The organism is Shewanella sp. HL-SH4, assembly GCF_051164845.1.
Taxonomy (GTDB): domain Bacteria; phylum Pseudomonadota; class Gammaproteobacteria; order Enterobacterales; family Shewanellaceae; genus Shewanella; species Shewanella glacialimarina.
Map to the genome: position 1 here is coordinate 2,486,445 of NZ_CP195037.1, position 20,451 is coordinate 2,506,895.

The window sequence follows — 20,451 nt, forward strand, 5'->3', positions numbered from 1 at the left end:
TTTTCGTTTATGCTGCTTTATCTGAGAGTGCAATTGGTGACTATGCTAGAAACTAGACATCAATAGGATGATTTGATAAAGTGCGCGCTCTCACATAAATTGGTAAGACCAATTTACAATAAGGCTTTCAAGGGAGTTTGAGCGCAATTATGGCTTACAGCAAGATTAACCAGCCAAAAATTTCTGATGTGATCATGGAGCAACTTGAGCGCATGATCCTTGAGGGCAGTTTACAGCCTGGCCAGAAATTACCTCCTGAACGTGAACTTGCAGTCCAGTTTGAAGTGTCGCGCCCTTCATTGCGCGAAGCCATTCAAAAGCTTGAAGCAAAGGGTTTATTAATGCGCCGTCAAGGCGGTGGCACTTATGTTAAAGAACAACTCTGGCAAAGCCTTGCTGATCCTATTGTTGAGTTGATGCATAACGATTCTGAAAGCCAATACGATTTACTTGAATTTCGTCATGCCACCGAAGGCATGATGGCGTATTTTGCTGCACTACGCGGCACTGACGCCGACATGAAAAATATTCAAAATAGTATTTTAGATGTGGAAAATGCCCCCAGTATTGAAGAGCAAGCGGATGCGATTGTGCGTTTTTATCGCGCCGTAGCCGAGGCGTCACACAATGTGGCAATGCTTCATTTAGTATTAAGTTTAACCCCTGTGCTGCATAAAAACGTGGCGCAAAATTTGGAGCTTCTTAGTCGTCGTGAAGAAGCTTCCACCATGGCAAATGATCACCGCCGCGCGTTATTGGCGGCGATTGTACGTCGAGACCCTGATGCGGCACGTGAAGCGTCGAATGAGCATTTAAGCTATATCGAAGAAGTCATGTTGTCAGTAAGAGAAGAAGATAGTCGGTTGCAGCGTAGCTTGCGCCGTTTAAAGAGCGGCGTATAGGTGAGTTAAACAAGACCAAAGCCTGTCGCTAACAAGATTTTTTATTATTAACATACACTAAACACTCTCAATGGTGTCTTAGGTATAACGTATAGGAAAAGACTGCAATGTCTGAACATATGCTAAATGATATTGACCCGCTAGAAACGAATGAGTGGTTGTCTGCTTTAGAATCAGTGGTTCGTGAAGAGGGTCTAGAGCGCGCTCAGTATTTACTCGAAAAAGTGCTAGATAAAGCCCGTTTAGACGGTGTCGCTATGGCAACGGGTATCAATACTAACTATATCAACACTATCCCTACGACCCAAGAGCCGGCGTATCCTGGTGATACCACAATTGAACGTCGAATTCGTTCGGTTATTCGTTGGAACGCCATTATGATCGTGTTGCGTGCATCGAAAAAAGATTTAGACCTTGGTGGCCACATGGCCTCTTTCCAGTCGGCTGCATCATTTTACGAAGTGTGTTTTAACCACTTTTTCCGTGCCCCGAACGAAGTCGATGGTGGAGATTTAGTTTATTACCAAGGTCATATCTCTCCTGGTATCTATTCTCGTGCGTTTGTTGAAGGCCGATTAACTGAAGAGCAGCTGGATAACTTCCGTCAAGAAGTCGGTGGTAAAGGTTTACCGTCATATCCGCATCCAAAGTTAATGCCTGAATTTTGGCAATTCCCGACTGTTTCAATGGGTTTAGGGCCAATGTCGGCGATTTATCAAGCACGCTTTTTGAAGTATCTTGATGGTCGTGGTTTAAAGAATACTTCAGCTCAGCGTGTTTATGCCTTTTTAGGTGACGGTGAGATGGACGAGCCTGAATCTCGTGGTGCTATCTCCTTTGCCTCGCGTGAAAAACTCGATAATTTATGTTTCTTAATTAACTGTAACTTACAACGTCTAGACGGCCCTGTAATGGGTAACGGCAGTATTATTCAAGAGCTAGAAGGCTTGTTTAGAGGCGCTGGCTGGAATGTGGTTAAAGTGATTTGGGGCAACAACTGGGATTCGCTAATCGCGAAAGACACCAGTGGTAAACTACTTCAGTTGATGAACGAAACTGTTGATGGTGATTATCAGACCTTTAAGTCAAAAGATGGTGCTTATGTGCGTGAACATTTCTTTGGTAAGTATCCTGAAACAGCAGCCTTAGTATCTGATATGACAGATGCGCAAGTCTTTGCCCTTAAACGTGGTGGTCATGACTCTTCTAAGCTATATGCCGCGTTCAAAAATGCACAAGACACCAAAGGCAAGCCTACGGTTATTTTAGCTAAAACCGTAAAAGGTTATGGCATGGGTGAAGCTGCAGAAGGTAAGAACATTGCACACGGCGTGAAAAAGATGGACATGACTCACGTATTGCAATTGCGTAATCGTTTAGGTCTGGAAGATCTATTGAGCGATGAGCAAGTGTCTGAGCTGCCATATTTGAAGCTTGAGCCGGGCTCGGCAGAATATGAATATTTGCATGCACGTCGTAAAGCATTACATGGTTATACGCCGCAACGTTTGCCTAATTTCACCGAGAAATTATCGTTACCGACTGTTGAAGAGTTTGGCGCACTGCTTGTTGAGCAAAAGCGTGAAATTTCTACCACAATGTCGTTTGTTCGTGCTTTAAATACTTTACTTAAGCATGAAGGCATTGGTAAAAATATTGTGCCAATTATTGCTGATGAGGCACGTACTTTTGGTATGGAAGGTTTATTCCGTCAAGTCGGTATTTATAACCCTCAAGGTCAAGGTTATACCCCTGAAGATCGCAGTGTAGTGTCTTATTATAAAGAAGCGACATCAGGCCAGGTATTGCAAGAAGGTATTAATGAGTTAGGTGCTATGTCTTCATGGGTTGCTGCGGCAACGTCATACAGTACTAACGATTTACCTATGATCCCATTTTATATCTACTATTCAATGTTTGGATTCCAACGCGTTGGTGACATGGCATGGATGGCGGGCGATCAACAAGCACGTGGTTTCCTATTAGGTGCTACAGCGGGTCGTACTACATTAAATGGTGAAGGTTTGCAGCATGAAGATGGCCACAGCCATGTTCAAGCCAGCACTATTCCAAACTGTATTTCTTATGACCCTACGTTTGCATACGAACTTGCGGTAATTTTGCAAGACGGTATTCGCCGTATGTATGGTGATCAAGAAAACGTGTTCTACTATTTAACCTTAATGAATGAAAACTATGCCATGCCAGCCATGCCAGCAGGCAGTGAGGAAGGTATTCGTAAAGGTATTTACAAACTTGAGTCGCATAAAGGTAGCAAAAAAGTTCAATTAATGAGCTCTGGCACCATTATGAATGAAGTGCGTAAAGCTGCGCAAATATTGAGTGAAGAATACGATGTTGGATCAGACGTGTTCTCAGTGACGTCGTTTAACGAATTAACGCGTCAAGGCCAAGATGCAGAACGTTATAACATGCTGCATCCTGACGCTGAGCCAAAACAAGCGTATATCACCACCATACTGGGCACTGAGCCTGCAATTGCAGCAACAGACTATATGAAAAACTACGCAGAACAAGTGCGTGCATTTATGCCTTCTGTATCATACAAAGTATTAGGTACTGATGGTTTTGGTCGCTCTGATAGCCGCGAAAACTTACGTCGTCACTTTGAGGTCAATGCTGGCTATGTGGTTGTGGCGGCATTAAGTGAATTGGTAAAACGTGGAGATATTGACAAGTCTGTAGTGGTTAAAGCCATTGCAAAGTTCAATATTGACGCTGACAAGACAAATCCGCTATACGCGTAAGAGGCAATAACATGACAATCGAAATTAGTGTACCTGACATAGGTGCAGATGAGGTTGAAGTAACTGAGATTCTTGTTAGCGTTGGCGACAAGGTTGAGTTAGAACAGTCACTGATCTCTGTTGAAGGCGATAAAGCTGCAATGGAAGTACCGGCATCTGCTGCGGGTGTGGTAAAAGAAATTAAAGTCAAAGTCGGTGATAAAGTCGCGACAGGCTCAGCCATTATGATATTCGAGTCGGACTCAGTTGCTGAAGTAAAATCTGCTCCAGCTGCTGTGCCTGCTCCTGCTGCGGAAGCTCCTTCAGCCGCAGCATTGAAAGAAGTGCATGTGCCTGATATTGGTGACGATGAAGTCGAAGTGACCGCTATTTTAGTTAAGCTTGGCGACAGTGTTGCTGAAGATCAATCTCTGCTGAGTGTGGAAGGCGATAAAGCGGCGATGGAAGTGCCTGCACCTTTTGCGGGTGTGCTTAAAGAAATTAAAGTGGCTGTGGGTGACAAGGTTTCTACCGGATCGTTTGTAATGGTATTTGAGGTTACAGGTTCTGCTGCACCATCTGCCACTACAGCCGCTCCTGCCCAAGTTGCCGCTCCTGCGGTTTCTTCTGCGCCATCGGTACAAGATATCCACGTACCTGATATTGGCGGTGACGAAGTTGAAGTCACAGAAATCATGGTAAAAGTGGGTGACACTGTTACTGAAGAGCAAGCACTTATTAGTGTTGAGGGTGATAAAGCCGCAATGGAAGTGCCTGCACCCTTTGCAGGTAAAGTGACTGCCATTACGATTAAGCAAGGTGATAAGGTATCAACGGGTTCGTTGATTATGACCTTTGAAGTTGCTGGCAGTGCACCTGCTACATCAGCACCTTTGGCGGCTCCAGTCGCCACCGCAGCACCTGCTGTTACTCAAGCGACCCCTGCTGCAGCGGCGAAAGAAGACTTTGTTGAAAACAATGCTTATGCCCATGCATCACCTGTGATACGCCGTATGGCTCGTGAACTGGGTGTTAACCTAGCAAATGTTAAAGGCACTGGCCGTAAAAATCGCGTAATGAAGGACGATGTTCAAAATTACGTGAAAGCGGCGGTTAAGCAAGTTGAGTCCGGCAGTGTGAAATCTGCTGCTGGTGGCGCAGGAGGTGAGTTAAACTTACTCGCATGGCCAAAAGTTGATTTTAGTAAGTTTGGCGAAACAGAAGTTAAGCCATTATCGCGGATTCAAAAAATATCTGGTGCAAACTTACATCGTAACTGGGTGAAAATTCCACATGTTACTCAGTGGGATGATGCCGATATTACTGAACTTGAAGATTTCCGTAAGGCACAAAATGCCTTGGAAGCGAAAAAAGACTCAGGCATGAAGATCACGCCATTAGTGTTTATCATGAAAGCGGTTGCTAAAGCACTCGAAGCATTCCCTACCTTTAACTCTTCATTATCAGAAGATGGCGAAAGCTTAATTTTGAAGAAGTTTGTTAACATCGGTATTGCGGTTGATACGCCTAATGGACTCGTTGTGCCAGTGTTCAAAGATGTGAACAAAAAAGGTATCCATGAATTATCTGACGAGCTTAAAGAAGTGTCTAAAAAAGCCCGTGGCGGTAAGCTAACAGCTGCAGATATGCAAGGTGGTTGTTTTACTATCTCAAGTTTAGGTGGTATTGGTGGTACGGCGTTTACGCCTATTGTTAATGCGCCAGAGGTTGCCATTCTGGGTGTGTCTAAGTCAGACTTTAAGCCTGTTTGGAATGGCAAAGAGTTCGTGCCACGGTTAATGTTACCGTTATCATTGTCGTATGATCATCGAGTTATCGATGGTGCAGATGGTGCGCGATTTATTACTTATCTGAATAGCTGTTTATCAGATATTCGTACTTTAGTGTTGTAACTAATAGGCTGCTTGATGATTCAAGCAGCCTATTTTGTTAGTGAAATGTGTTGTCTTTAATGGTTGAATCAGTAAAGACATGATTACACAACGATGGGCACTTAGCCTAAGCCACTAAATTGAAGTAAAGATCGGATTAAACGATACTCTGTCATAGAACACAGAATTACTAAAACCTAGGATTGTGATTGTCATCCAAGAAAGTGTAAACTGCGGCCAGTTAACATGATGTGATCACAATGATTGTAAAGACGGTGTTGCCGCCAACTCAAGCAAAAGAATAGAGGAAAACATGAGTAACGAAATTAAAACTCAGGTAGTTGTATTAGGTGCTGGTCCTGCAGGTTATTCTGCGGCTTTTCGCGCAGCAGATTTAGGTTTAGATACTATTATCGTTGAACGCTTCAACACCTTAGGTGGTGTGTGCTTAAACGTGGGCTGTATTCCATCTAAAGCATTATTACACGTAGCAAAAGTGATTGAAGAAGCCAAAATGGTTGCTGACCACGGTGTTGTTTTTGGTGAGCCAAAAATCGACTTAGACAAATTACGTAGCTTTAAAGAGAAAGTGATTGGCCAATTAACAGGCGGTTTAGGCGGAATGTCTAAGATGCGTAAAGTTGATGTGGTTAATGGCTTTGGTACGTTTACCGGCCCAAACACTTTAGAAGTTAAAGCTGAAGATGGTAGCGTTAAAGTGGTTCAGTTTGAACACGCCATTATTGCTGCGGGTTCGCGCCCAATTAAATTGCCTTTCATTCCTCATGACGACCCACGTATTTGGGATTCGACTGATGCATTAGAATTGAAAGAAGTACCAGGTAAACTGCTTGTTATGGGCGGCGGTATTATTGGCCTAGAAATGGGTACGGTTTACGAGGCACTAGGCAGTGAAATTGACGTGGTTGAAATGTTCGACCAAGTCATTCCTGCTGCTGATAAAGACATTATTCGCGTGTTCACTAAGCAAATTAAGAAGAAGGTTAATCTAATTCTTGAAACCAAAGTGACTGCTGTTGAAGCAAAAGATGATGGTATCTATGTGACAATGGAAGGCAAAAAAGCCCCTACAGAACCAGTGCGTTATGATGCTGTGTTAGTGGCTATTGGCCGTGCACCAAATGGTAAATCACTGGCTGCAGAAAAAGCCGGTGTTAATGTTGATGAGCGTGGCTTTATCAATGTTGATAAACAACTGCGCACCAACGTGCCACACATCTTTGCTATTGGTGATATTGTTGGTCAACCAATGTTAGCGCATAAAGGTGTGCATGAAGGTCATGTTGCTGCTGAAGTTATTTCTGGTCTTAAGCACTTCTTCGACCCGAAAGTTATTCCTTCAATAGCGTATACCAATCCGGAAGTCGCTTGGGTTGGTTTAACTGAGAAAGAAGCAAAAGAGCAAGGTATTGCTTATGAAACTGCGACTTTCCCTTGGGCTGCAAGTGGCCGTGCAATCGCTTCAGATTGCAGTGAAGGTATGACTAAGTTAATTTTCGACAAAGAGACTCATCGTGTTATCGGTGGTGCTATTGTGGGTGTTAACGGCGGTGAGTTATTAGGTGAAATTGGCCTAGCAATTGAAATGGGTTGTGATGCTGAAGATTTAGCATTAACGATTCATGCTCATCCAACCTTACATGAATCAGTGGGTCTTGCTGCTGAAATCTATGAAGGTTCAATTACTGACTTACCTAACCCAAAAGCGGTTAAAAAGAAGTAATTCATTTAGTCGGATTTACATAAGGCACCCAGTTGGGTAACACCATTCAGTTAAGGGTTTCTTCTCTTAACTGGATAGCGGGTTTTGTTAATTCGAACGGTCCTACTTTTGGGCCGTTTTCGTTTTTTGGGCAAGATAAATTGCTTAACGTTTTCCCTCATTGCTTTGAGCTTTTTAGGGATTGTTCCTGGCGAAGCAATTGCGCACCACATCAACTCATCCTGTATATAGCGCATCGCCATTACAAAGCTAATCCGTAATGGTGACACTTCTGCCTCTTTAGCGATTTGGCTTATTTCAACTCGGATCAAGTTGTACGCTATCAGTAATCCCCAAATCTCCTGATAAATACCTTCAACTGTCTGACTTCTTAATAAAATACTCTCATCAAGTTGATATTGCTTGATTTCTCCATAGCCATTTTCTATCTCCCAGCGTTCGAAATAGACATCTAATATATCTTGAGAGGAGTATTGGCTTCTATTGGTTAATGAACTCAGCACACCTGTAATATGATTGCCCTGGGATTTTTCTTGATAGGTCACTAGTCTTGCATGCCACTTTTCAGGTAGCTCTGGGTTCTTTTTTCTCGCTTGTGGTGATACTGGCATCTCAACTAGATAATCGTTGTCAGCGTATTGCTCGATGACTTCAAAGCGTGTATTACTTTTGAGTGGTGTAAGCCAATGACTATTCTGGTTGGCTCCCCACCAACTTGTCATAAGATCTGCACTAAAGTAACAACTATCAAAAATAGTGAGAGAATTAGCTGGAACTGATCCAATTAGCTCTCGAGCATAACTAATTTCCCCTTTACTACACGGACCAAATTTTACATTTCTTATCATACGACTTCGTAATGACATGAGTGCGCATAAGCGGGCTACTGGGTATACGGACTGCTTCCTATGCTGATTACTGATATAGCCAAAATGCTCTGAATTCTCGGTATTTTCTGCACATCGAAATGTCGTTCCATCAACAGAAAATAACTGAAGACCATGCCATGTATCTTGGCTGTCTTCCCTATGACACCAGTGTTTAGAAGTGATATCAAAAAGGGCTTTAAGGGGAGCGGCTGTTAGTCGCTGTCTGGCTTGCGGGATAGCACTTGGTGCAACGGTTTCTCCCAACTTATCAACTAACGTTAAGTCGAGCTTGGAGACGACTTCAGCGATGGAACGATTTCGGTAGAGGCCAATTCCAACGATGAGCCAAACGACTAATTCTGCTGGAAGTTTTCTGCGCCTAATACTTGCTTTGTTGGTTAGCTCCAAAGCTTGTTCAATCCATTCCAACGGCAATTCTTTTTGAAAGATAGATAGTTCTTCGGGGGCGACAAGTAATTCAGTATCAATAAGCCAGTTAGACAACATAAAAAATGACTCCGTTCAAAAGAAGGAGCCATTTTCGTAGGATCATTTTTGCTGTCAACCGATCAGTTTCTTAACTGATCGGTGTTACCCAGTTGGGTGCTTTTTTTTAGTCTACACTCAGGTAATACTGTTATGTTTATTTAAGTGTATTGGTCAATAACCTCCCTCAGTTCACAATATAAAAGCTAACAAAATAGTCTTTTTCTTTGATTTAAACACAAATGATAAATTTCTATACAATAGTTAAATTGCTTTTTTTTGCTGTTTTTTTGCTGTTTTTACAGTATTTTCTGTATGTGGTGTTATTTTATATAAATGGTTTTGGTATCGGAATGGATTTCTAAACCAAATAGATATGAAAGTCAGTTCGTTGTCTGTCATTAGCAACGAGATTAGATTGGTTTGGAGCTCTCACCTTAAATGTATAGTCTTTACACTCTTCTAATAACTATCGCAGTTATGCTGGTATCAGTTACACCTGTTAAGGGAGATGACTTTGTTCAGCGTGTATTTAATACTAAAGATGGTTTAGCGAATAGTAGTGTTCGTGACATTAGTTTTGATCGTTATGGATATACATGGCTTGCTACTGATCAGGGATTGTACCGTGTTAGTAGTAACTCCATCAGGCGCATGGATATGGTAGGCAATGACTCTGTATTGAATGATGTGATGTTATTTCAGGTAGAGTCTGTTGCGGATGAATACGTACTACTTGCTTCGCGCAGTGAACTCTATTTATATCATGCCAGTGAAAATCGGTTTACCCAACTATATCAACCCTCTGCTCCCGGTGAGTCACAAAGTAAAACTAACCTCAGCATTGCTTCTATTGTAAAAAATCAACGTAATCAGTTTGAAATACTTGCCTTTGACGGTCAGCGCTATCTATTTGATGTAGCGACTATGGCTTTGTTACTTGATCCAAAAGGGTCTTTAGCCCCTAATGTTAATTGGCATCATCAACTGGTGTTGAATAGCCAAGAGAGTATTTATACCACATCCCATAAGGCTGAATGGCATCTTGCAAATGGTGAGGTGTTTGACTTGGGGTGGAGCCGGAAGCGTGGATCGATAAAGGGATTAATTCAAGACACTCAGCAACGCATATGGCTTGTGAGTTCTAAGGGATTGTTTAATATTGATTTAGTACAAAAATCGATTCTACCTGTTGATGGAAAATCTTTTTTTATTGAAAAAATTGTGCAAGACAATAAAGGTTTACTCTGGCTTGGTAGCCGTTCTGGATTAATATCGTGGAATGCTGATACGGATGAAACTATTCATTATGACCAATCATTAAAAAAACTTGCCAATATTGATTATATCCAAGTGCTGGCAATTGATAACAATAATCTTATCTGGATTGGTGGTGCAGGGGATGGCCTTGCATTAGCTGCTACTCCTCCTGCTTTTATTATTGACGAGTTTAATGCGAAGTCAAAATACCAACTTAAAAATGACATGGTATGGTCAATATATCAACAGGATAATACTGTTTGGTTAGGGACTGATGGTGGGGTAGAGGTAGTTGATACTGTTACTAAAAACGCTATTCGTGTGCAACCAGATAATATTGAACTAAATGACAGTATTTATCAAATATCGAACCTTGATACTGATCATGTGTTGTTATCAACTACAAATGGTCTGTTTGTTGTTGATAAGCAGACTTATATAGCCCAAGAGTTTCATCAATGGAGTGGCGGGATAGAGTCTTTAAGGCAGAGTGTTATTTACATGAGTTACTTTGACCCTTTAATGCTCGGACGTATATGGTTTGCGACTAATCAAGGACTTTATGTTTGGCAAGAGGGTTCTATAGATATTCAAGCCGTGCCAGTTGAGGATTTACAAGCACCTAAGGCTCAGGTTCTATTTCGAACTATGATCCGGGATGCTAGTAATAGGTTATGGCTAGGGGGCAGGGATATATTTGGTTATTTAGATGAAAACCTCACGTTTACCGCAATTAAAGATGCATTTTTACCCTTGGATATGCAACCTAATATTACTCATTTGATGGAGGTGAGTCCTAATATATTATGGATTGGCACCGCGCAAAATGGCGTATTTGAATATAATATTGCAACAGCGCAGATGACTAACTTTAATGATAAATGGAATATTGAATGTAACGTAGTGATGTTTCTGAATCAAACCATAGACGACTTCTTAATTGGTTGTTCAAGGGCAATTATTAAAGTTAACAAACAGACACAATTTCCAGTTTCATTTACGCAACATGATGGTTTTATTTCGGATGAGCTAAATGAGGGAGCTGTGCTTTTTCAGCCTAACGTTGGTTTATATGTAGGTACTCCTGATGGCGCTATGCTAATAGCGCCTGAATTATTAGTTAATCGCATTGTAAATAAAGACGTTTTTCTTGAATCGGTTTCAATTTATTACGATGATAGAACGGACTTGTTATTATTACCTGAAATGCTCAAAACCGTCGAGCCAGGAGCAAGTTTAGTTAGTTTTCAAATATCAAATTTGGACTATCTTGATGAAAGTCCAATCAGCTTAAAATATAGACTGCTAGAGCGTGGAGAAAAACCCTCCAGCTTTGTTGTGTTAGAAGGTCAATATCAAATCAATGTAAGCGGGTTAAATGCCGGAGAGTATACTCTTGAGCTGCATTATAAAAAGAACAATATATGGTCATCTCATCCATTTCAATTTAGTTTTAAAGTAGAAGAGTATTGGTGGCAATCTAAGATTTTTAGAGGCGTGTTGCTTTTTATTATTCTATTTTTAGCCTTTATTTTATCTTTTTATCGTCATCGTCAGGTGATGCGTTTTCAAAAAGTGAACCAAGCATTAATTGAAAGTGATGATCGATTGTCTCAAGCACTTCGTGGCAGTGACTCCGATTTGTGGGATTGGTGCGACAGTAGCAAAATGTTTTCCTTAGAGAATCGGGGTGGTTTGCTCGGTAATAAGCCGAAGATTTTTTCCAAACTTGTCGATATTCCTATCCATCCAGATGATGTTGACCATGTAACTGAGGCATGGCTTGAGTTGATTAAGTCCAGAGCAGAGATGATAGATGTGGATTTTCGTTATCGTCATGAGTCGAAGGGGTGGCGGTGGTTAAGGGTTAAAGGTCGCGCTATAGCCTGGTTAACTAACGGGAGGTTAAGTCGTGCTGCAGGTATTTATTCAGATATTACCTTGCAGCGTGAATTAGAAAGTGAAGTGAACCTATTAGCTGAAGCCTTTGAGAATACATCAGAAGGTATGCTTATTCTTGATGCCGATAAATGCGTTAAAATTAGTAATCTTGCGGCAAATCAAATGTTGGGTATCAAGGAGCCAGACTTAGTCGGTAAGCCATTTTCTAGCTTAATATTGTCCAACCCAGTAACTTTAAATATTGATAAGCTGTTTAGAAAAGATAATTTTTGGAGTGGTGAGCGCGAGCTATTGTGTGCAGATAACCGAACTTGTCCAGTGTGGTTAAATATCTCCAAAATGCTTAATTCTACTGGAGCTATCCAGCATTATGTGGTCGTTTTCTCTGACATGAGCGAGCGAAAACAAAATGAACTTAAATTACAGCACTTAGCCAACAATGATCCGCTGACGGGTCTTGCAAATCGCAGTCAATTTGTTTCCTTACTCAATCATGTAATTGAGAATGCAGGAAGTAGTGATGAAAAGTTAGCATTAATGTTTTTAGACTTAGATCGCTTTAAATCGGTTAATGATTCCTTTGGCCATAGTATGGGTGATGCACTATTGGTTGAGGCTGCAAACCGCCTGCAATCTTGTTTGCACGCAGATCATTTGTTATGTCGTTTTGGCGGTGATGAGTTTGTTATTTTACTGCGCAATGCTGATGATATTGATCAAATTAATCATCTTGCTAGCCAGTTGTTAATAGAAATTCAAAAGCCGTTTAAATTATACGGACGTGAATTTTTTATTTCTACCAGTATAGGCATAAGTTGCTGGCCTGAGGATTGCCAAGATTCAGAGGCGTTGATTAAAAATGCTGACTTAGCCATGTATCACGCTAAAGATGAAGGTAGGGGAAATTTTCAATATTATTCAGCTGAGAGAAATTCTGAAGCCCTATATCATTTACGTTTAGAGTCTGATTTACGTAAAGCCATTGAACGAGATGAGTTTGAGTTACATTATCAACCTCAGATTGACATTCTGCACGATGACCGCTGTATCGGTATGGAGGCATTAATTCGTTGGAAGCACCCTATTGATGGTTATATTCGCCCAGATATTTTTATTCATGTTGCTGAGTCTTGTGGCTTAATTATTGATATTGACACATGGGTGCTCAAACAAGCCTGCCTTGATGGAGCCCGTTGGTATCAACATTATGGTCAAGAATTTAAACTATCAGTCAATGTTTCAGCGGTGCAGTTTAGACAAATTGGTTTTATTGAGTCTGTTAAATGCGCACTAGCGGAAACCGGTTTTCCGCCAACAAGCTTATGTCTTGAAATTACTGAGGGAGTATTAATGAAAGAGATACATGTTGCCATTCAACATTTATCTCAATTAAAAGCTTTGGGCATACAAGTGGCGATTGATGACTTTGGTACCGGTTATTCCTCATTGGCCTATTTAAGATCATTTGAGGTTAATACACTCAAAATTGACCGCTCTTTCTTAATTCAAATTGCTGAAAATCAAGCAGATCAAGCGATTGTATCCAGTATTATTGAGTTAGCACGTAATCTTAAATTACAAGTTGTTGCCGAAGGAATTGAAACTAAGGAGCAATTAGAGCAAGTATTTAGCCGTGGATGCTACATTATCCAGGGTTATTATTTTGCTAAGCCGATGCCAAGATCTGATTTGGATACTTTTCTGGGTATTGACACCAAAGAAAAACCCATCACTTTTCATAATTGAGTTAGGGGGAGTTGACCATTCTTTGCTAGAATATGATCGATTTTAATTGTATTTGGGATAACTAAGTTGGTCATTTTTAGGTCAATACTACATGTTAGATTGTTTAGCGCTGTCATTATAACGCTGTTTTTTTTCGGCTATGCACATGCTGCAGCAGATAAACTGCCAACATTTAAAGAACGACCAACCATTGGCCTAGTGCTCAGTGGTGGCGGCGCCAAAGGCGCAGCTCACATTGGCGTACTGCAAGTGCTGGAAGCGAACAATATTCCTGTTGATTATATCGCTGGTACCAGTATTGGTGCGTATATTGCGGGCATGTACGCGTTAGGTTTTAGTGCTAATGAAATTGAATCTATTATGTTGGAAGGTGCCTGGGATACAGGCTATTCAGACACTATTCCTAGAGAAAACTTATCTTATCGCAATAAACAATTACGAGATAAATATAATATCCCACTTAGTGTAGGATTTAACAACGGCGAGATCACCTCACCTTCAGGACTATTGCAAGGCCAAACTATGTCGCAGTTGTTACGACACTCAACTGATTTAGTTGAGCAATTTGGTGACTTTGATGACCTGGCTATTCCTTTTCGTGCGGTAGCGACCAATTTAGCCACCAGTGAAGCTGTTGTGATAGATCGCGGTAGTATTTCTAAAGCTATGCAAGCATCTGCGACTGTGCCAGGTGCACTGCAGCCGGCCAATATTGATGGCATGCTATTAGTCGACGGTGGTATTGCGAATAATATGCCTATTGATGTAGTTCAAGGCATGGGGGCTGACATCATTATTGCGGTGGATATAGGCTCACCTTTAACTCAACAAAGTCAGCTAAACAGTACTATTGCAGTGCTTGAGCAATTATCAACCATCTTGACCCAAGCCAGTACCGCGCGTCAGAAGCAACTGCTTAAAGAAAACGATATTCTAATCAGACCTTGGATTGATAATCTCAGCACCACAGACTTTTCGATTATGCCCCAAGCATTAGTGATAGGTGAGCAGGCTGCACAGCTGAAATATGACCAACTGATTAAGCTCTCTATTTCTGACGAAGAGTACCAAGCTTATGCTGATGCTAAACAACAAAAGCGGTTACGCTGGAATAACCCAATTAAACAACCGATTTATCAAATTGTGTTAAATAATGAATCTAAAGTGAATGATAAATTAATCCACGATAGTCTGCAGATAAAGCCGGGGCAGGTTATTACCAAAGAAGAATTAGAAGCAGCGGTTAAACGTGTTTACTCATTAAACCGATTTGAAAGTGTAGATATCGAATTTAATGATACTGAGCTGGGACGTATTCTGACGGTGAAATCTAAAGCGAAATCTTGGGGACCTAATTATTTTGATGCTGGTTTTAATTGGGAAGACGATTTCACATTAGACTCGGCAGTGACTTTAAACTTAGCTTTTGCGATGACTGACTTAACTGACAATGGTGGTGAGTGGCGCAATGAATTAGAACTTGGTTTTCAAAAGCGTGTAGCGACTGAGTTTTATCAGCCACTTAATAGAGATCAAGATACCTATGCTATCGCTCGATACCAATATGAGATGAAAAGCTGGGATCTTTATGATGAAAATCAGCTAATTTATAAATTAGACAACAACGTGTCGACCCTGACAACGGGCCTTGGCTATAACTATTCTTCCTCGGGTATCATCGAGTTAGGTTTAATTGGTGAATTAGGCAATATTACTAATAACGCTGTGCTCTCGGGGAAATTTGATTATGACACCTATGGTGCTTATCTGAAAATAGCCTATGACACGTTAAACAGTATTAGCTTCCCTACAGAGGGTAATCGTTTTACGTTAGCGAGCTACTATCGCAATGAAAGCTATTCGTCGCGAAGTTTTGCGGATGCCAGTGATAGAACTTGGCAAGTTGAAGCTGATTGGAAAGGCGCACTTAATTTAGGCCACCATGCGGTTGTGGGCAAGATGGCTTTATCTACGGTTGAAAGTGACGGCGACTTTTCTATTCACTTAAGTAACTTAGGCGGTTTTTTAAATTTATCAGGCTTTCATAAAAGTGCGCTTGCCGGTGCGCATAAAGTTTTTGGTGCCGTCATTTACCAGTATGATTTAGGCCGAGATGTATTAATTACCGATATCCCCTTATATTTAGGCACCAGTTTTGAGGCAGGTAACGTCTGGTATTTACGTGAGGATGTTGATATTAAAGACCTTATTTTTTCAGGCAGTCTGTACTTAGGGACAGATACTTCCTGGGGACCTGCTGCATTAGGTTTTGGTTACAGTGATACAGGCGACAGAGCGTTTTACTTATTCATTGGTAAGAACTTCTAAACTCATTATTCAATCAAGGCAGCATCCGCTGCCTTGATTTTTTTGGTGAGATACACCTATCGATAGTGTTGTTTAAGTATGTCTATGATAGCGTGAGCATTAGCTACTTGATGATGACCAACAAGCCATTTAGCTTGTGTTGCCAACTGTGGCGCAGGAATAGCAATCGTTTGCATCGACGCGGCTCTTGCAGCAACTAAGCCATTAAATGAATCCTCTATTGCTAGGCAGTTTTCTGCATCAATGTTCAGCGCTGTAGCACAATTCAAATATACTTCAGGATGGGGTTTTCCTCTGGCTAAAAACTCCGCTGAGGTGATGGCTTCAAAATAATGCCCAATACCAAGCTTATCAAGCACAGCATCAATGATAAGGCTTGGGGAAGAGGTTGCTAGGCCTATTTTTAGCCCTTGCTGCTGACAAAAGCTAAGAGTGTCAATAATGCCGTCCATAACTTGACCCTGTTGGCGGATAATATTGACCACTTCTTCTACGATAGCATTAGCCGTTTTAGCATTATCATAGTTGTCCCAAGGGTAGCGTTGGTACCAATAACGCACCACTTGATCGATGCGGAACCCGGTGGTACTTTCGACATCTTCTAAGGTTAACGATAATCCGAGCGCGTTCAAAATAGCCATTTCAGCTTGTTGCCATGCGGGTTCGGAATCGATAAGCACACCATCCATGTCAAAAATGATCGCTTTGATATCCACATTTGCCATAAAAAACTCAATATTGGTCAGAAAGGACCATTAGCGTAACGTTTTCCCTAAATGAGTTCATTAAAAATACAAATTATTAAAAATATTTATTTTTAAAGTGTGAGATTGTTTACAGATGATTTTAATCAATAGATATATTTTAAGGTATTGAATTTTATGTTTTTTATTGTTATTTCAAACTATTGTCTAATTTTATTTGTTTAAATCAGGCTTTACATTATCTGTAGTACCAAAAAATCCCGTAGATTTCATCTTAGTAACAGTGTGAGCAGATTCATACTTTTTTAAAGCTGTAGTATACTGGGGATCGGATTTCAAGCCCGAACCTGTGGAATTTCAGCGTGACTAAAACTGACGTTGAGTTTCGCCGTAAGGCGTCAAACAAAGAGGAATGTTGCCGTGCTAGAAGCATATCGTAAACACGTCGCAGAGCGTGCCGCAGAGGGTATTGTCCCTAAGCCATTAGATGCACAACAAGTGGCTGAATTAGTAAAATTAGTTGAGACTCCGCCAGCTGGTGAAGAGGCTGTCATTCTCGATTTATTAGAAAACCGTATTCCACCAGGTGTTGATGAAGCTGCCTATGTGAAAGCGGCATTCTTAGATGCTGTGGCAAAAGGCACTGTAAAGTCACCTATATTATCTGCTGAACGTGCCGTAGAGTTACTTGGTACTATGCAAGGTGGTTACAACATTGAGCCGCTAATTGCTCAATTAGATAACCCAGCATTAGCGCCATTATCAGTTAAAGCATTATCAAACACCTTATTAATGTTTGATTCTTACCACGACGTGGTAGAAAAAATGCAAGCAGGTAATGCATCAGCTAAACAAGTTGTAGAAGCTTGGGCAAATGCCGATTGGTTCTTGAACCGTCCTAAACTTGCTGACAAAGTGACCTTGACGGTATTTAAAGTGGCGGGTGAAACCAACACTGATGACTTGTCACCAGCACCCGATGCATGGTCACGTCCTGACATCCCATTACATGCATTAGCCATGTTGAAAAACGCCCGTGACGGTATTGTACCTGATGTGTCTGGCGAAGTGGGTCCAATTAAAGAAATCGAAGCGCTTAAAACCAAAGGTCATCCACTTGTTTATGTGGGCGACGTTGTTGGTACCGGCTCTTCGCGTAAATCAGCAACTAACTCAGTGTTATGGTTCATGGGCGATGATATCCCTTATGTACCAAACAAGCGTGCGGGTGGTTTCTGTTTAGGTAACAAAATCGCACCAATTTTCTTCAACACTATGGAAGATGCAGGCGCGTTACCGATTGAACTAAACGTTGATAAAATGGAAATGGGCGATGTTATCGACATTTATCCATACACTGGCGAAGTTAAGCGTGGTGGTACTGACGAAGTTATCTCTACGTTCGAACTAAAAACAGACGTATTATTAGACGAAGTTCGTGCTGGTGGCCGTATTCCATTAATTATTGGCCGTGGCTTAACAGACCGTGCTCGTGAAACCTTAGGGTTACCAGCGTCAGACGTATTCGTGCGTCCGCAAGATGTTGTTGTGACTAACAAGGGCTTTACCCTTGCACAAAAAATGGTCGGTAAAGCATGTGGTGTTAAAGGTATTCGCCCAGGCCAATACTGTGAACCTAAAATGACTTCAGTAGGGTCGCAAGACACTACAGGCCCAATGACCCGTGATGAACTAAAAGATTTAGCTTGTTTAGGTTTCAGTGCTGATTTAACCATGCAGTCATTCTGTCATACAGCGGCTTATCCAAAGCCTGTTGACGTTGACACACACCACACGCTACCTGATTTCATCATGAACCGTGGCGGTGTAGCTTTACGTCCAGGTGACGGGGTTATTCACTCGTGGTTAAACCGTATGCTACTTCCAGATACCGTAGGTACTGGTGGTGATTCACATACACGTTTCCCAATTGGTATTTCATTCCCAGCAGGTTCTGGTCTAGTAGCATTTGCTGCAGCAACCGGTGTTATGCCTCTTGATATGCCAGAGTCAATTTTGGTCCGCTTTAAAGGTGAAATGCAACCAGGCATCACATTACGTGATCTTGTACATGCCATTCCGCTTAAAGCGATTGAACTTGGCTTATTGACCGTAGAGAAAAAAGGCAAAATTAATGCTTTCTCTGGTCGTGTATTAGAAATCGAAGGTCTTGAACACTTAAAAGTTGAGCAAGCATTTGAACTATCTGATGCATCAGCTGAGCGAAGTGCTGCTGGTTGTACTATCAAGCTAGATAAAGAGCCTATCATTGAGTATCTTAACTCTAACATCATCATGTTAAAGTGGATGATCAGCGAAGGTTATGGCGATCGTCGTACTATTGAACGCCGTATTACTGCTATGCAAGAGTGGGTTGCTAACCCAGAGTTAATGGAAGCTGATAAAGACGCAGAATATGCTGAAATTATCGAAATTGACTTAAACGACATCAAAGAGCCAATCCTTTGTGCACCAAACGATCCTGATGATGCAGTATTATTATCAAGCGTGGCACAAACTAAGATTGACGAAGTGTTTGTGGGTTCTTGTATGACTAACATCGGTCACTTCCGTGCTACCGGTAAGATGTTAGACAAGTTTGCTAAAACACTGCCAACACGTTTATGGATTGCACCACCAACTAAGATGGACCGCGATCAATTAACCGAAGAAGGTTATTATTCAATCTTCGGTCGTGTTGGTGCTCGCATCGAGATCCCTGGTTGTTCTCTATGTATGGGTAACCAAGCACGTGTTGCTGAAGGTGCTACAGTAGTATCAACTTCTACTCGTAACTTCCCTAACCGTTTAGGTACTGGCGCAAACGTATACTTAGCATCAGCTGAGTTAGCAGCAGTAGCCGCGTTATTGGGTCGCCTACCTTCAGTTGAAGAGTATCAAACTTACGCTAAAGAATTAGATGCAACAGCAGCTGATACTTACCGTTATTTGAACTTCGATCAAATCGACTCTTATACTAAGAAAGCCGGCAGCGTGATTATCCAATCGGCAGTTTAAGCTTGAACTAGTTAATCGTTGAACTAAAAATGCCAGCAGAAATGCTGGCATTTTTGTTTGGTTCTATTTTTCATAGTTGAGATTCGGAAAAGTATAAATATCAACAGCATCAATTTTATTTTGAATTTTAGTGATATTCTCGACTAGGCTTCCTTTGTGGAAGTTAAGATTTTGATACCTAAAAATATGCCCAGTTTGTTGTCCATCAAGCACTAAACTAAGTATGCCATTTTCTTCACAGCTGACCCCGAAACCATTAACGACCACACTTTCCTTTATATTAGTTCTATTATAAAAGCTCAAACTGATCCCTGAGTTATTCGTGGATAATTTTGTTGACTCACCGAACCATACTTTTCCATATAATGTCGACGCAGATAAGCTGGAAGTCCCATCTTTGTTAAACTTGAGAATATAAAGGGCATTTTTATCCATATCAAAAGCTTGCCATAAACCAGTTATATTAGAAGCCGTTGCAATCGGACATCGATCTACATTTGCCTGGATGGAAATAGAAATGAAAATGGTTAAAAAAGCTAAGTATTTCATGAGTGTTTCCTGAGGTCATTATTATTAATTACTTTGCCATTCATTGTTAATTAATACCAGTTTTAGAAGTGGTAGCTCTTTATATTATTAGTTTTAAAATTAACCAATTGCCTGCCGCAGGGATGTTCAGGATGAACTGAATGCCACGATCATATTGATATGAAAGAGTGACCTTAAGTGCAGATTATCCAGCGAGACGCCGGCTCTTGATTTATAAATCAGCTTCCATGTGGGCTTAACCAAAACCAATAACATCCTTGTTAAACTGCCAGTTCGGCATCCATGCCTCTCGCTCAAAACGTTT

10 protein-coding genes are annotated in these 20,451 nt (G+C 41.2%); 7 read left to right on the top strand and 3 right to left on the bottom strand.

All coding sequences use genetic code 11. The annotated features are described in order from the left end of the window. The first annotated feature begins 149 nt into the window (after positions 1-149). The 4 genes from pdhR to lpdA all read left to right on the top strand — a co-directional run bounded on the left by pdhR (position 150) and on the right by lpdA (position 7,285). Complete coding sequence (gene pdhR, locus ACRWQL_RS11890; RefSeq protein ID WP_226412775.1) at positions 150-902, top strand: pyruvate dehydrogenase complex transcriptional repressor PdhR; 753 nt, start codon at positions 150-152, stop codon at positions 900-902. 107 nt (positions 903-1,009) lie between these two features. Continuing rightward, entirely contained in the window at positions 1,010-3,670 is a 2,661-nt protein-coding gene (aceE, locus tag ACRWQL_RS11895) for a pyruvate dehydrogenase (acetyl-transferring), homodimeric type (protein ID WP_434950158.1), read from the top strand. Positions 3,671-3,681: 11 nt separating this feature from the next. Beyond that, positions 3,682-5,562, top strand: a complete 1,881-nt coding sequence (gene aceF / locus ACRWQL_RS11900; protein WP_434950160.1) for a pyruvate dehydrogenase complex dihydrolipoyllysine-residue acetyltransferase — start codon at positions 3,682-3,684, stop codon at positions 5,560-5,562. Between the two features lie 292 nt (positions 5,563-5,854). Continuing rightward, positions 5,855-7,285, top strand: a complete 1,431-nt coding sequence (lpdA, locus tag ACRWQL_RS11905) for a dihydrolipoyl dehydrogenase (protein ID WP_434927427.1) — start codon at positions 5,855-5,857, stop codon at positions 7,283-7,285. Between the two features lie 50 nt (positions 7,286-7,335). Here lpdA and ACRWQL_RS11910 read toward each other — a convergent pair whose 3' ends face one another. Beyond that, positions 7,336-8,661 (bottom strand): IS4 family transposase, encoded by a 1,326-nt coding sequence (locus tag ACRWQL_RS11910; protein ID WP_434950041.1) that lies wholly within the window; start codon positions 8,659-8,661, stop codon positions 7,336-7,338. 459 nt (positions 8,662-9,120) lie between these two features. On the opposite strand from ACRWQL_RS11910, the gene ACRWQL_RS11915 reads away from it, so the two are divergent. Together ACRWQL_RS11915 and ACRWQL_RS11920 are read left to right on the top strand one after the other, a co-directional pair. After that, the gene (locus tag ACRWQL_RS11915) at positions 9,121-13,548 is read left to right on the top strand and encodes an EAL domain-containing protein (RefSeq protein ID WP_434950162.1); all 4,428 of its coding nucleotides are present in this window, start codon (positions 9,121-9,123) and stop codon (positions 13,546-13,548) included. A gap of 123 nt (positions 13,549-13,671) precedes the next feature. Next, positions 13,672-15,876 (top strand): patatin-like phospholipase family protein, encoded by a 2,205-nt coding sequence (locus tag ACRWQL_RS11920; protein WP_434953372.1) that lies wholly within the window; start codon positions 13,672-13,674, stop codon positions 15,874-15,876. 56 nt (positions 15,877-15,932) lie between these two features. Here ACRWQL_RS11920 and hxpB read toward each other — a convergent pair whose 3' ends face one another. After that, positions 15,933-16,601, bottom strand: a complete 669-nt coding sequence (gene hxpB, locus ACRWQL_RS11925; protein WP_434950164.1) for a hexitol phosphatase HxpB — start codon at positions 16,599-16,601, stop codon at positions 15,933-15,935. A 399-nt stretch (positions 16,602-17,000) separates the two neighbouring features. Here hxpB and acnB point away from each other — a divergent pair, with 399 nt between their 5' ends. Next, positions 17,001-19,598 carry a bifunctional aconitate hydratase 2/2-methylisocitrate dehydratase gene (gene acnB / locus ACRWQL_RS11930; protein ID WP_434950166.1) on the top strand — a complete coding sequence of 866 codons (2,598 nt, stop codon included), beginning with the start codon at positions 17,001-17,003 and terminating at the stop codon, positions 19,596-19,598. Between the two features lie 63 nt (positions 19,599-19,661). Here acnB and ACRWQL_RS11935 read toward each other — a convergent pair whose 3' ends face one another. Then, complete coding sequence (locus ACRWQL_RS11935; RefSeq protein ID WP_434950168.1) at positions 19,662-20,147, bottom strand: hypothetical protein; 486 nt, start codon at positions 20,145-20,147, stop codon at positions 19,662-19,664. Between the last annotated feature and the right edge of the window lie 304 nt (positions 20,148-20,451).